The organism is Ralstonia sp. Ralssp135 (assembly GCF_047304345.1).
Taxonomy (GTDB): Bacteria; Pseudomonadota; Gammaproteobacteria; order Burkholderiales; family Burkholderiaceae; genus Ralstonia; species Ralstonia chuxiongensis.
The window spans coordinates 112,550-125,244 of sequence record NZ_JBGLYZ010000008.1 but is presented as its reverse complement, the minus strand read 5'-3'; the positions used below and the strand labels follow the sequence as shown (position 1 = coordinate 125,244).

The following is a 12,695-nucleotide window of genomic DNA, read 5'->3' as shown; positions in this document are numbered from 1 at the left end:
AGAGACTCGACGATGCACTCTCCGCGCTTGCTCGCCAACGTTGCATTGCTCGCCTTGTCGGTGCTGACCATGGCGGCGGGGTTATGGGCACGGCACCTCGGTGCCGATGCGCTGGCGCGACAACTCTGGCTGATTGGCGTCGTCCCGAACTGGCTGGCCCTGGTCGTCACGATTATTCGGTCACTGGTGCGACGGCAGGCCGGCGTGGATATTCTGGCGGTCCTGGCGATCACCTTTTCACTCTGGTCGGGTGAGGTGCTCGTCGCGGCGGTCATTGCGTTGATGCTTGCGACGGGGCGCGCGTTGGAAGACTTTGCCCAGGCGCGTGCGGAACGCGAGATGACTGCGTTGCTGGGCCATGCACCCAAGCGGGCCAATCGCTTCGAGGGGGGGCAGTGGCGCCAAGTCGGTCTGGAACAGGTTCAAGCGGGCGACCGCCTGCTGGTGCGGCACGGTGAAGTCGTACCGGTGGATGGCACTTTGTCCGGGCCTGCCGATCTGGATGAATCCACATTGACAGGAGAATCGGTCACCCGCCATCGCCTGACGGCGGATGCCATTTGCAGCGGTGTGCTGAATGTGGGCGCCGCTTTCGAAATGATCGCCAGTGCGTCCGCCGAAAAAAGCACGTTTGCGGGCGTTGTCCGGCTGGTTAGTGCAGCGCAGGCGGGACGCAGCCCCTCCGTGAGGCTGGCTGACCGGTACGCCTTTGCCTTTGGAGGCGTCGCCGTTCTCCTGGCGGGGGCAAGCTGGATCCTGACCGGTGATTCTGCGCGTTGTCTTGCCGTGCTCGTCGTGGCCACGCCGTGCCCGCTGATCCTGGCGGTGCCTGTCGCCATCGTTTCAGGGCTGTCGCGTTGCGCCAAGCGAGGCGTACTGGTCAAGGGCGGCGGCGCGCTGGAGAGACTGGCGTTGGCCGACACGCTGTTCTTCGACAAAACCGGCACGCTGACCAGCGGATATGCACGACTGGTCAACGTTGAGTGCGCACCGGAGTACGCTGCCGACGTTGTGCTGAGCCTGGCCGGTTCACTTGCACAGGCATCGAATCACGTCACGGCAGAAGCCGTTGCCAAGGCCGCGCGCGAACAGGGCGCAACGCTGCGACTGCCCAGTGCGGTGGTCGAGAGTCCAGGAGCCGGCGTTTGCGGCCGCGTTGAAGGTCATGTCGTGTCGATCGGCGCGTTGCCTTATGTCTTGGGTTCGGCTGATGTACCGCGCTGGGTGGAGGCGTTCGTCAAGCGCGTGAGCTATGCCGGTGCGTCGGCCGTCTTTGTCGGCGTGGACGGTCAACTGGTGGGCGCATTGCAGTTGATTGACCGGGTCCGTCTTGAGGCGCCTCGCGCGCTGCGACTCCTGCGCCGGGAGGGCATCACACGACAGGCAATGTTGACCGGGGATCGGCCAGACGTTGCCGAATCCGTTGCGTCCATGTTGGGGGTGACAGAGGTCTATGCGGCCCTGTCGCCGGCGGCCAAGCTCGCGGTGATTCGGGATGCCCGAGCGGACGGCAAGGTGATCATGGTCGGCGATGGCGTCAACGACGCGCCTGCGCTCGCCGCTGCGGACATTGGCGTGGCAATGGGTGCGCGCGGCGCGGCAGCCTCTTCGGAAGCTGCAGATATTGTCTTGTTGGTGGACCGCCTGGATCGGCTCGTTGATGCGGTCCGAATAGCGCACCGCACACGCCGCGTCGCGCTGCAGAGCGTGATGATCGGCATGTCGCTGTCGCTGGCCGCCATGGTTGTCGCAGCGCTGGGGCATCTGCCACCCTTGGCGGGCGCAATGCTGCAAGAGGTTATCGATGTCTTTGCGATCGCCAGTGCGTTGCGCGCCCTGCGACCGACACCAGACGAGACAACCCGTTCACTCGTCTCTGCAGACGTCGAGCGCCTCAAAGCCGAACACGCGGAGTTGGAACCCATTCTGAGCCGGATCCGAGTGGTCGCCGACACGCTGCCTCATATGGCCGGCAGCGCGGCAAAAACCTCGTTGCTATCGCTCAATCAGTCCTTGGCAGACGTGCTGGTACCGCATGAGCGCCGAGACGATATCCAGCTCTATCCAGACGTCGCCCGCCTGCTTGGTGGAGATGACCCAATGGCGGCAATGAGCGCCATGCATCGCGAGATATTCCGAATCACGAACCTGCTGGGCCGGATCGTGGCAGATGTTTCCTCTGACGGACCCGATGCCGCAGTGACGCAAGAGCTGCAACGCTTGCTCTACGGGCTGGATGCCGTCGTGCGGCTGCATTGCGCACAAGAAGACGAACTGTTCCATGTACTCGGTGAGGAGGTGTGATCGTCATGACAAACCTGCTCGCATTGTTCGTGACCATCCTGTTGCTGAATGTGATGCCTGCGTTCGCACCGCCGACGTGGATGGTGATGTCATGGATCGGCTTCTCACGGCCTGATGCCAACCCGGTGCTTCTGGCGGGCATTGCCGCTTGCGCAGCAACCCTCGGCCGCCTGGTTCTGGCGCGGCTATCTTGCACGCTCGTACGCAATCGCTGGATGCGCGAGGCCGATCGCCAGAACGTCGATGTCGTTCGCTCCTGGCTTGAAGAACGTAAAGGTATGACGGTTGGTCTGATGCTCGCGTACGCGTTCAGCCCGTTCCCGTCCAACTACATCTTCATAGCCTACGGCTTGACCGGGATGCGGCTTTGGTTGATCGGACTTCCGTTCTTCGTGGGCCGCTGGATAAGCTATCTGACCTGGACGCGCATTGCCCAGATTGGTGCCCGTTATCTGGATGTGGAGACGGAGATCGACGGCGCGTATATGGGCGTGTACTTCGTCGTGTCGCAGGTCGTGTTTCTGGCTCTCGTCTATGGGTTTGCCAAACTGGACTGGCAGTACCTTCTGCAAGCGAAGCGTCTGCGCTGGCGGCGACCGGATTCAATCGCATCGTCCGCCAAAGCCGCACGCACAAGGGCAGGGCGATGAGCAGACCCACATGCTTTGCGTAAGGAATGCGATGGGCGGCGCCTGCTTCTGGCCTGGTCGCCGCGCATGTCATCGACAGTGCTCATTTTGAGTGGGATATCAATGCCCTGAATGCGCGGCGGATTAGCGAGACGTTGGCCCTGCAGCGCTGGCATCTGTACTGATTGAGGTAGGTCAACGTCTGGCGGGCAAATGCAAGTAGCCTGAAAGAACCAGTGCGCAGGCCCTCTCTTCTTCGCCCGGAAAATCCTTCTCAGACATGCGGAGCCGGAGCTTGAAGAGGCTGGCATGCATGACAGCCACGTGTGCTTTGCAGGAGATCGATATGTCGGCCTGGGCAATTGAACAGTACCGGGGCTGCTCCATTCATATCTTGGCGGTCGTTGGACGGTGCGATGGATTCAAGTACGCCTACACCGGCTTTATCTGTTCGCCCAAGTCAGCCGCGCTGGAATATCCAGACCTCGAGCGCTTCCACCACGTCGCTGCCGACTTTGACTCTGTGGATGGCGCAATTGAAGCCGGCATGCAGGTGGGCCGAGCAATTGCTGAACGCTGGACCTCGCCGTCAGGGCGGGGCCGAACATCTGAGCGGCTCACTCGCCCGCCTCCCTAGCCAGCCGGTGTGTTGTGGAAACGGTGTTCAACATTCAGGCCGTCAGCAAGGTCTATCCAATGGGAAGCGTGAGCGTGCGCGCCCTGGAACACGTCGACCTGCAACTCAGGGCGGGTGAGATCGTTGTGCTGCTCGGGGCGTCGGGCAGCGGCAAATCCACGTTACTCAACCTGATGGGCGGGCTGGATACGCCAACGACCGGTTCCATCGTGTATCGGGATCACGATCTTTCCCACGCGGGAGACAGAGGGCTTACGCGATTCCGACGGGAGCATGTCGGATTCGTTTTTCAGTTCTACAACCTGATTCCAAGTCTCACCGCTCGCGAGAACGTCGCCCTGGTGACGGACATCGCGGAGCACCCGCTGGACCCCACCGAGGCGCTGAACCGGGTGGGGATCGGTGCGTTGGCGGACAACTTTCCCTCGCAAATGTCGGGGGGTGAGCAGCAACGTGTTGCCATCGCCCGCGCGGTCGCAAAGCGGCCAGATGTCCTCCTGTGCGATGAGCCGACAGGTGCATTGGATTTTCGGACGGGGCAACTGGTGCTAGAGGTGCTCGAGCAGGTGAACCGCGAGTTCGGCACTCTGATTGTCATCGTCACGCACAACGTCGTCATCGCCGACATGGCGGATCGTGTCGTCCGGATGAGCAGCGGAACCATTGTCGAGCAACACCGCAACGCACAGCGTGCCCGAGTGGGAGATCTGGCATGGTGACCATGCTTGTCCGGCTACTCTGGCGAGACCTCTGGCAAATGAGGGCGCAGGTCTTGGCGGCAGTCCTCGTTGTCGGGTGCGGTGTTGCCACGTTTGTTGCGATGCGCAGCACCTATCTGGCTTTGTTGAACGCCCAGCAGGACTACTACGCGTCATACCGCTTTGCCGATCTCTTCGTGCATCTGAAGCGCGCACCACTGGAGACGGCTTCGCGCATTGCTGCATTGCCCGGCGTGTCACATGTGGACGCGCGGGTGGTGTCAGATGTCACGGTCGACATTCCCGGCCTTTCCGAGCCGGCCACAGCGCGCCTTGTTTCGATCCCGGAACTCGGGTGGCCCCCGCTGAACCTGCTGCATCTTCAAAGCGGCCGATACATTTCGCCGGGCCGAGAGGACGAAGTACTGGTCAGCGCGGCCTTCGCTGAAGCCAACAGCCTGCGAGCGGGCCAATACTTCAGCGCCATATTGAATGGCCGCTGGAAGCGGCTGCACATTGTTGGTCTTGCAATCTCGCCGGAGTATGTCTACGAGGCAGGCGCGGGCTCCATCTTCCCGGACAACCGTCACTACGGCGTGGTGTGGATGGGAACGAATGCGGTTTCGGCAGCGTTCCGCATGGATGGCGCCTTCAATGATCTCGTGTTGTCTCTCGACGGCAGCGTGCCCGCGCCGCACGTCATCGCGCAGATCGACCGAACGTTGCTACCGTATGGCGGACTTGGAACTATCAGCCGGGAAAACCAGATATCGAATCGGTTCATTACCGATGAGATCGCGCAGAACCGCGTAACTGCCACCTATGTGCCGGCCATCTTTTTTCTCGTCGCGATGTTTCTTTTGCAGAACGTCCTGACCCGGCTGATCGATACACAACGCTCACAGATCGGCTTGATGAAGGCGTTTGGATACAGTGACCTTTCAGTCGGTTTGCATTACCTGCAGCTTGGTTGCGTCGTTGCTGCCGCAGGCACGGTTGTCGGTATTGGGGGGGGATTGGCGTTAGGGACGTATCTGACAGACCTCTACGCCAAGTACTACAGGCTTGCCCACCTCGAATTTCGCGCCGATCTTTCGACGATAACCTGGGCGTTCTTCATTAGCTTCGGAACGGCAATGGGCGGTGCCATCATGAGCACTGCGAAGGCCATGAGATTGATGCCCGTAGAGGCGCTTCGCGCAGTCGATCCGCCTGCGTTTTCAGTGGGCTGGGTGGAGCGGGCCGGCATCTATCGGCAACTGAGCGTGGTGTGGCGAATGATTGCGCGCAATATCGCGCGCCAACCCGTCAAGTCGCTCCTGGGTTCCTTGGCCATTGCATGCGCGAGCGCGATTCTCGTCGTTGGCGGGTTCTTCTTCGATTCAATTGATTTCCTTTTCGATACGCAATTTCAGCAGATCGAGCGGCAGGATGTGACGGTGGCCTTTTCTCAGCCGTTTTCCCACCGCGCCGTCTACGCGATCGAGCGTCTGCCGGGCGTGCTGAAGGTCGAGGGGTTTCGCGATGTGCCGGTCAAGCTATCCGCTGGGTATCGGTCTCGGCGGGTCTCGCTGAGCGGAATCGCTCAGAAGGCAGCTCTGCACAGGCTGGTTGATGATGAGGGCAGACCGCTGCATATGCCCCCGGATGGCTTGGTGGTTTCAGCCAGACTTGCCGCCGTTCTTGGCATAAAACCTGGTGATCCGGTCACCATTGAAGTGCTCGAAGGAGAGCGCCAAACCAAACAAGTCACGTTGATGCAGCTGTCGGGCGATCTGGTGGGCGTCGCGGCCTACATGGACCAGACGGCACTGGCGAAACTGCTGGGGGAGGGCGGAAACTGGTCAGGGGCGAGGCTGTCTGTCGATCAGCATGCGGCTGCACATCTGTATGCGACGCTCAAGCGGCTGCCGTCGGTCAATGCAGTGGCGGTTCGCCAGTCCGTCATCGCCAGCTTTCGTAAGATCATGGACGAAAGCGTTCGTCTTTCCACGTCCATCAACTTCGCTTTTGCCTGTGTGATTGCGTTTGGTGTGGCGTTCAATGGCATGCGCATCGCTTACTCGGAACGTGTTCAGCAGTTGGCTTCGCTGCGCGTGCTCGGGTTCACGCAGACCGAAGTCGCTTGGATTCTCCTCGGCGAGCAGTTTGTGCTCACCGCCATTGCGCTGCCAGCCGGACTCCTGCTTGGCTATGGCGTATGCGGGCTCCTCGCGACTCGGCTGGCAACTGACTTGTACCGCCTTCCGCTTGTGGTTCATGCGGCGACCTTCGCTTACGCATTCCTTGTAGCCGGTGGGGCGGTGGTGTGTTCGGGCCTGTTGGTAGCAGCCAAGATCAGACGGTTGGATATCGTCGCCGTCCTCAAGGCAAGAGAATCATGAAGCGCGGCGCTGTGCGAAAGTCACTGGCTCTTGCGGGTGCCGCGCTTGCGCTGGCATTGACGCTCGCGTATGCGCTCTGGCCAGCGCCTGCGGCAGTGGACACAGGGCGCGTCACACGTGGGCCACTTCAAGTCACGATCGACGAAGACGGCGAAATTCGTGCGCATGATCGTTACGTCATCACGGCGCCGATCACAGGCCGACTGCTTCGGGTTGAGCTGCATGAAGGCGATCAGATCAAAGGCGGGCAGGTGATCGCCGCCCTGGTGCCGGTGCCGATGACGCCGGGGGAGGGGGCATCGCAACGAGCAAGGGTTGATGCGGCAGAGGCAATTTTCCGAGAGGCCCAGGCGCGGGCCGCTCACGCCAGGGCGGACTACGAACAAGCTCGCCGGGACCTGGCCCGGGGCGAAACGCTTCTGAGCAGCGGCGCCACGTCGAGGCAGGAAGTGGAGCAGATGCGGACCATGTCTGCCTCGAGCGCCAGCGATCTGTCGGCAGCACGCGCAAGGGAGACGTCGGCCGCAGCCGATGTGCGCGTCGCCATGGCGAATCTGAAGGCGTTGGAAGCAGGGCAACCTGTTGAAGTCCGGGCACCGGCCAACTCGGTGCTGCTACGTATCGAACAGCAAAGTGAGCGCGTCGTGCTTGCAGGTACGGCCCTCATGGTCTTAGCTGACCCTTCGCGCTATGAACTGGTCGTCGATGTGCTGTCGACCGACGCTGTCAAGATCAGCCCCGGAATGCGTGTATCGGTAGTGGAGTGGGGTGGCCCACTGGCGATCAACGCCACGGTACGAACGGTCGGTCCGGGGGCGTTTACCAAGGTGTCTGCGCTTGGGGTCGAAGAGCAGCGCGTCCATATCGTCGCGGACCTTGTCGACCCACCAGGAAGATTGAACGATGGGTACCGCGTACAAGGCCGCATTGTCATCTCGGACCAGCCTGATGTACTCAAGCTACCGATCGGCGCGCTTTTCCGCTGCGGCGATCACTGGTGCACGTTCATCGTCAAGAATGGAAAAGCTGTCCAGCGAATCATCCAGATCGGACAGCGCAACGCGGAAGAAGCCCAGATACTCGACGGACTTCAGGACCACGACACCGTGGTCGTTTATCCTCCAACCACGCTTAGTAACGGCATGAGCGTGCGGCCCCTGAAATAGGCAATCTGAGCGCCCGCTGCGTCCCGGGGGGTAGATAGCGACACCGAAATCCTGTGACTGCAACGTAGGCGTCCGAGCATCCTCCGGACACAAGTAAAGGTCAGCCCAAAGTAGAGGGCTGGCCCAACTTGTTCGTCATTCGGCTACACAATCCACATAGCGAGTCGTACAGGTTCGCGGGCGGACATAGCGATTACCCACGCAGCCGCGGTTGAAACTCGGCGGGCCGAGCTGCGTTCCCCGTACGCGGAGAGCTGCCGCTGATGCGTCCGGCCTACTCCCTCCGTTCATCTCGATCCTACTAGGGCGGCCTATGCCGTGCATTGGTGTTGTCGCTGATTATGTCTAGTCTGTGTGTGGCAGGACATGCGTCAGCGAACGGCGCCGCCTTGCCGCAGAATGCAACCCGCCCGTAACGAGCGGCATGGCTGGAGGAGGTCGATCAGTGAACGTGGCCACGAGCTAGGTGATGGGCGCCCCGTAGTGGCGGCAGCGATCCGCCCAGAACTGAGCCACGTCACCATGACCGACTTTGCTTTTTATATCACATTGTGATACATCTAAAGCATGCATGCATAAGATGATGTCGCGAAGCGGTGCCCTCATGGCCGCTGTCAGAACCACGTGCGTAGCAGTGCCTATGCGCAGCGATGCTGGTGCAGGGAACGACGGGAAAACTCCATGGCCGAGTCCAGAACGTTCGACATCTTCCGCTACGATCCGGACCGTGACACCGCGCCACACATGCAGACGTTGGAGATCGACATCACGTCAACTGACAGGATGCTACTCGACGTCTTGGTGCGGCTGAAGGCGCTCGATGAAACGTTGAGTTACAGGCGCTCTTGCCGGGAAGGCGTATGCGGTTCAGACGCGATGAACATCAATGGAAAGAACGGTCTTGCCTGTACGACGAACCTTCTCGATCTGCCACGCCATACGGTTTTGCGCCCGTTGCCCGGCTTGCCGGTCGTCCGCGACCTGATCGTCGACATGACGGCATTCTTCAAGCAATACCACTCGATCACGCCATACCTGATCAACGATACGCCACCACCTGAACGCGAGCGCCTCCAGTCGCCGGACGAACGCGATCAACTTGACGGGCTCTACGAATGCATCCTGTGCGCCTGTTGCTCGAGCGCTTGTCCATCGTTCTGGTGGAACCCCGACAAATATGTCGGCCCCGCAGGGCTTCTACAGGCATACCGCTTCCTCGTGGACTCACGCGATGAGGGCACGAATGCACGGCTCGACAATCTCGAGGATCCATATCGACTGTTCCGCTGCCGCTCGATATTGAATTGCACCGACGTTTGCCCGAAAGGACTGAACCCAGCGAAGGCGATCGGCGAGATCAAAACCATGCTAGTACGCCGGATCATTTAAACCGTTTTGGAGAAAGGAGCAAAAACCATTATGGCAACACCACGAGCGGCGCCAGGGGAACTGATCGACGTGCGACCGCTCGGTCCGGGCGTGAAGAGCGCCAAGTCGGTCTCGCTCATGCGGTCCGACCATCTCGAGGTCATACGGCTCGTGCTTCCAGCCGGCAAGCGGATTCCCGAACACCGCGCGCCAGGTGAAATTACCGTGCAGTGCCTCGAAGGAAGCTTGACGTTCGGCACGGACGTCGCTGTACGCACGATGCACGCCGGGGACTTGCTCTTCATCGTTCCGGGCCAAGCGCACTGGCTCGAGGCGCTCGACGACGCGTCGGTACTGGTCACGCTCTATTTGCCGCAGGGTCACGGGAAAGGGAGGTGAGGCAATATCGTCGGCTCATGCGGCAACGGAGTGCGAACGTCTATACAGATCATGAGCGCACCGAGCTCTTTCAGCTTTTGGCGTCAGCGCCCGGAATACGCCACGTTGAGATCACGAAAAGCACCCGAAGGGGGCTATCGCACTTGCTTCGATCTGTCGATGGACGTTGTCGACGATTTCGTCGCCTACTTGGAAGATCACGACTGGATGTCTTGTTTTGTCGTGCGTCGTAAAAGCCGTGCCCGGTCGCTGTTAGCTTAGCCCCACTTGAGTACCTATTAAGAGGCCTAAATGCTGACGCGGCGTAACGGTCAAGGTTATTTCTCGGACACAACGCTCGCTCAGGCCGCTACAGTCCCAACGGCGATTTGCCTCGGCCTATAGAGCCGCGTATGCAACACGTCCAGGTGTGCCAGCCCTTGCGCGATGCTGGACATCGGCAGATAGCTGAAGCACAGCCGGACGTGGTTGAGGCTGGCCGGGCCGTAGTGCTGGCCGTGCACCAAACGCACATCGTGCTCGCGGCGCGCTGCGTCGATGAAGGCCTGCGCATCGGTGCCAGCCACCAGCCGAACCCAAAACGAGAACCCGCCGCGTGGCATGGTGTAGTCGGGCTCGCAGAAGCGGCTGCCTTGAAGCAGCTTGTGCAGAGCATCGCGCTTTGCGCGGTAATGCGGGCGCAGCCGCGCGATGTGCGTATCGAGCACGTCCGACCGCATCAGTCCCAGCACCACGTTGCTCACGATCGGGCTCACGCCGCCGTCGCACTTGAGCCGCGCGAGTTGGCTGATGATGTCGGGCTCCGCCAGCACCCAGCCTACGCGCAGGCCCGGTCCCGCCACCTTCGAGATGGAGTGCACATTGATCACGTTGCCACCGGACGAAAGCCACTCGGTGGGGCCATCGTAGGGCAGTTCGGCGTAGACCAGATCCTGGACCAGCGGCACCCCGTGCTGCGCCAGCAGCGCTGCCACGCGGGCCATGTGCGCACGTGGCATATGGCAGCCGGTCGGATTGTGGAAGGCAGGAGTGGTGTAGTACAGCCTCACGCGGTGCGTTTGACGCAGAGCGGCTTCCAGCGCATCCAGGTCGACGCCGTCTGCTCCCATGCCGAGCTGCACTATGGTCGCCCCTGCCACCGAGAACGTGCGTAGCGCGCCCAGATACGACGGGTCTTCGGTCAGCACTACGTCGCCTGGATCGAGGTACAGGTCAGCCAGCAGTTGCACTGCTTGCGAGGCTCCGTTGGTCAGGATCACCTGGTCTTGCCGCACGCCGTGACGCAGCGCGATCTGCGTGCGCAGCTCCGGCAGGCCCAGCGCATCGGTGTACTGCGGCAGGTCGGCCGCCGATACGCCGGTGGCAGTGTCGAAGGCATCCGGCCAGGCAAGCTCTTTGAACAGAGCTGGGTCCGGCAGGCCGTAGGCGAAGTTGACGGCGTGCTTGCCGCCCGAGTAGTCGAACGCGGCAAAGTCTTGCGACAGGCGGCTGCGGTGCGAGGGGATCAGGTTCATGGGTCAGGCAGGCATGGTCGCGGCGGCGTGGTCAGGGCGAAAGCGCTCGTAGTAGGCTGCGATAAAGCTGGCGGGCACCGGTGCACTGAAGTAAGGAAAGTCGGCAGTGGCCTTTGGCAGGGCAGGCTGCACAGCGGACTCCTTGAGCGAGGGCTGCCAAGCCGCGCCAAAGAAGTGCTGACCGTAGCGGATCGCTAGCGCCGGCACCACCGGATACAGCAGGCTCAGGAACACCGACACGCGCTCCGCCTTCCATGCGCCTGTGCTCTCATGTGCCAAGCCCGACTCCTCGAAATACGCGTCGATGGCGTCGAGCGCGTCCCAGAAGCGCACGTCTTCGATGGCGCAAGCGTAACGCTGGGTGATGCCGCGCAGGGCGGGCGAAAGGCCACTGGCATCCACCGTGAGGGCTCCTTCGGCGTTACGGCGCAGCGCGTCTTCCCAGGCGCGCAGATGCGTGGTAGCGGCAATCAAGCCGTCGATCTGGAAATCATTGTCATTACCGCCAAACGGTTTGGCCACGCGCGCCAGCGCGTAGCGCAGGACGCTGGGTTCCAGCTCGCGGGCCACCTCGTCAGCCCACAGCGCGTGGTTGCGGCTGGTGGAGAACTTCTCGCCTTCTAGCTTGTAGAAATCCTGGATCGAATGGTTATCGGGGATGGGGTAGCCGCGCGCGAGCAGGGCTCCGCTCACGCCCACCGTGTAGTAGAAGCGGTTGTCCTGGCCCATGAAGAACAGCAGGTGCGTGTCGGGGTCGTGCAGCACCGCTTCGGCGTCCAGGCCGTCGCGGGCGCATTGCTCGCGGATGCCCGTGTCGTAACACCACAGGCCCTCGAACCAGGTGAGCAGCGTCTGACCAGCCACGGCTTCGGGCTGGTCGAGCACTACGCCGCGGCTGAAGTGGCGCGACATCGGCAGTGCATGGGCATCGCGAGCCAGCCAGCTGCGCTCTTTTTCGCGGATCACCTCGGGCCACGCGCTCCGCGAGATGGCCTCGTCAAGCGCCTGCGCCAGCAGCGGCACGTTGAGCACCGCTTGTCGAATCGGCCGCAACGTGAGCGCGTTGCCGCACGTGGCGTGCCGCGCATTGCGCAAGGTAGCGTGTTGCACGGCCAAGCCGCAGTTTTCGCATAGGTTGCTGTCTGTGGGTGCGCCACAAGCCGGGCAGTTGCCTGCGGCCAGCGAGTCAGCGACGAACTCGTCGCAGTGTGCGCAGAAGAGTTGCACTCCGTCGCGCACATCTACATAGCCCGCGTCCTGCAACTGACGGAAGATCGCCAAGGCGTTGTTCCTGTGCGCGGCACTGGAAGTCCGCACGAACACGTCTGGTGTTATCTGCAGCGCGCCCAGGCACTGCAAGATTTCATCGATGTGCATCTGTGCGACCTCGCCGACCGGGCGGCCGAGCTTGCGGGCCTTCACGAGGGTGTAGGTGCCGTGCTCATCGGCGCCAGTGACGTGGTACGCCCGGTGGCCAGCCATGCGCTGGAAACGCACGAAGACGTCAGTGAGCAGGTAGACGCCGCCGATATGGCCGAGGTGCAGCTTGCCATTGGGGCAGGGCGGTGCGGGGCAAACGAAGTAGGTGCGCATATC

The 12,695-nt window shown here is 61.7% G+C and carries 9 protein-coding genes; 7 read left to right on the top strand and 2 right to left on the bottom strand.

The genetic code is table 11. The features are described 5' to 3' along the window. Window positions 1–12: 12 nt before the first annotated feature. From ACCD03_RS08775 to ACCD03_RS08745, 7 genes are all read left to right on the top strand, one after another. Window positions 13–2,304 carry a heavy metal translocating P-type ATPase gene (locus tag ACCD03_RS08775; RefSeq protein ID WP_413411358.1) on the top strand — a complete coding sequence of 764 codons (2,292 nt, stop codon included), beginning with the start codon at window positions 13–15 and terminating at the stop codon, window positions 2,302–2,304. 5 nt (window positions 2,305–2,309) lie between these two features. After that, complete coding sequence (locus tag ACCD03_RS08770) at window positions 2,310–2,954, top strand: hypothetical protein (protein ID WP_045203898.1); 645 nt, start codon at window positions 2,310–2,312, stop codon at window positions 2,952–2,954. Between the two features lie 630 nt (window positions 2,955–3,584). Further along, window positions 3,585–4,289, top strand: coding sequence for an ABC transporter ATP-binding protein (locus ACCD03_RS08765; RefSeq protein ID WP_413411328.1), 705 nt, complete (start codon window positions 3,585–3,587; stop codon window positions 4,287–4,289). Next, window positions 4,283–6,652 (top strand): ABC transporter permease, encoded by a 2,370-nt coding sequence (locus ACCD03_RS08760; RefSeq protein ID WP_413411327.1) that lies wholly within the window; start codon window positions 4,283–4,285, stop codon window positions 6,650–6,652. Before ACCD03_RS08765 ends, ACCD03_RS08760 begins: the two co-directional genes overlap by 7 nt. Then, entirely contained in the window at window positions 6,649–7,818 is a 1,170-nt protein-coding gene (locus ACCD03_RS08755; protein ID WP_413411326.1) for an efflux RND transporter periplasmic adaptor subunit, read from the top strand. The genes ACCD03_RS08760 and ACCD03_RS08755 overlap by 4 nt, the downstream gene beginning before the upstream one ends. Before the next feature lie 681 nt (window positions 7,819–8,499). Beyond that, on the top strand, window positions 8,500–9,207 hold the full coding sequence (locus tag ACCD03_RS08750; RefSeq protein WP_045203894.1) for a succinate dehydrogenase iron-sulfur subunit: 708 nt from the start codon (window positions 8,500–8,502) through the stop codon (window positions 9,205–9,207). Window positions 9,208–9,237: 30 nt separating this feature from the next. Next, window positions 9,238–9,585: a cupin domain-containing protein gene (locus ACCD03_RS08745; protein WP_413411325.1), complete on the top strand. Its 348-nt coding sequence runs from the start codon at window positions 9,238–9,240 to the stop codon at window positions 9,583–9,585. 341 nt (window positions 9,586–9,926) lie between these two features. Here the strand turns inward: ACCD03_RS08745 and ACCD03_RS08740 are convergent, their stop codons facing one another. Both ACCD03_RS08740 and ACCD03_RS08735 read right to left on the bottom strand, forming a co-directional pair. Continuing rightward, the gene (locus tag ACCD03_RS08740) at window positions 9,927–11,099 is read right to left on the bottom strand and encodes a PLP-dependent aminotransferase family protein (RefSeq protein ID WP_045203892.1); all 1,173 of its coding nucleotides are present in this window, start codon (window positions 11,097–11,099) and stop codon (window positions 9,927–9,929) included. Between the two features lie 3 nt (window positions 11,100–11,102). Then, window positions 11,103–12,692: a class I tRNA ligase family protein gene (locus ACCD03_RS08735; RefSeq protein WP_413411324.1), complete on the bottom strand. Its 1,590-nt coding sequence runs from the start codon at window positions 12,690–12,692 to the stop codon at window positions 11,103–11,105. Window positions 12,693–12,695: the final 3 nt, after the last annotated feature.

Bases quoted from the DNA above. Each gene is read 5' to 3' on its own strand.
- ACCD03_RS08775 (WP_413411358.1), top strand. From the start codon at position 13: ATGCACTCTCCGCGCTTGCTCGCCAACGTTGCATTGCTCGCCTTGTCG.
- ACCD03_RS08770 (WP_045203898.1), top strand. From the start codon at position 2,310: ATGACAAACCTGCTCGCATTGTTCGTGACCATCCTGTTGCTGAATGTG.
- ACCD03_RS08760 (WP_413411327.1), top strand. From the start codon at position 4,283: ATGGTGACCATGCTTGTCCGGCTACTCTGGCGAGACCTCTGGCAAATG.
- ACCD03_RS08755 (WP_413411326.1), top strand. From the start codon at position 6,649: ATGAAGCGCGGCGCTGTGCGAAAGTCACTGGCTCTTGCGGGTGCCGCG.
- ACCD03_RS08750 (WP_045203894.1), top strand. From the start codon at position 8,500: ATGGCCGAGTCCAGAACGTTCGACATCTTCCGCTACGATCCGGACCGT.
- ACCD03_RS08745 (WP_413411325.1), top strand. From the start codon at position 9,238: ATGGCAACACCACGAGCGGCGCCAGGGGAACTGATCGACGTGCGACCG.
- ACCD03_RS08740 (WP_045203892.1), bottom strand. From the start codon at position 11,099: ATGAACCTGATCCCCTCGCACCGCAGCCGCCTGTCGCAAGACTTTGCC.
- ACCD03_RS08735 (WP_413411324.1), bottom strand. From the start codon at position 12,692: ATGCGCACCTACTTCGTTTGCCCCGCACCGCCCTGCCCCAATGGCAAG.